Origin of the sequence: Mycobacterium sp. E342 (genome assembly GCF_001667665.1) — a bacterium.
GTDB lineage: Bacteria > Actinomycetota > Actinomycetes > Mycobacteriales > Mycobacteriaceae > Mycobacterium.
This window is the reverse complement of the sequence record NZ_LZJM01000156.1, coordinates 1-689: the sequence shown is the minus strand read 5'-3', so window position 1 is coordinate 689 and position 689 is coordinate 1. Positions and strand designations below refer to the sequence as shown.

The window sequence follows — 689 nt, the reverse complement described above, 5'->3', positions numbered from 1 at the left end:
CGGTGCACCTCATCGGGGCCGTCGACGATGCGGCTCATTCTCGCCTCTGAGAGCCAGGCCGCCAACGGCAGGTCGTGGGTGTAGCCCAAGGACCCGTGTATCTGCAACGCCGTGTCGATCACCTCGATCAGCATGTTGGCGATATAGGTTTTGGCCATCGAGTTCTCGATGCGCAGGTCGTGCCCGTGCTCCATTTTGTAGGCCAGGTGCAGGATCATCAGTCGCGTGATGTAGAGCTTCTCGGCGCAATCGGCGAGCATCCACTGGATGCCTTGCCGATCGGCGACGCGCTTGCCGAAGGTGACACGCTCGCACGCACGTGCGGTGGCCATATCCAAGGCTGCCTGAGCTTTGGCCACGCTCCACATCCCGTGCCGGAGCCGGCCGTATCCGAGCCGATGCTGCCCCATCGCAAAGCCCTCGCCACGGCCGCCGAGAATGTTCTCGTCGGGGACAACGAGGTCGTTGATGCGCACTTCGGCGTGGCCCATCTGGATTTCGCCCTGGTAGGTGGGGATATCGGATTCGCCCATGATAGGGATATTGCGGACGATCTCGAAACCCGCGTTGGGCAGCTCCACCAAGAAGGTGGTGTATTGCCGATGACGAGGGGCGTCGGGATCGGTCTTGGCCATCACCAGTGCCAGCTGAGAAATGGACGCCCCTGAGGTGTACCACTTCTCGCCGTT

At 62.0% G+C, this 689-nt stretch carries 1 protein-coding gene; it reads right to left on the bottom strand.

The window, feature by feature from the left end; genetic code table 11:
- On the bottom strand, positions 1-635 hold a 635-nt coding region (locus tag A5692_RS10815), incomplete at its 3' end, for an acyl-CoA dehydrogenase family protein (protein ID WP_231984286.1).
- Positions 636-689: the final 54 nt, after the last annotated feature.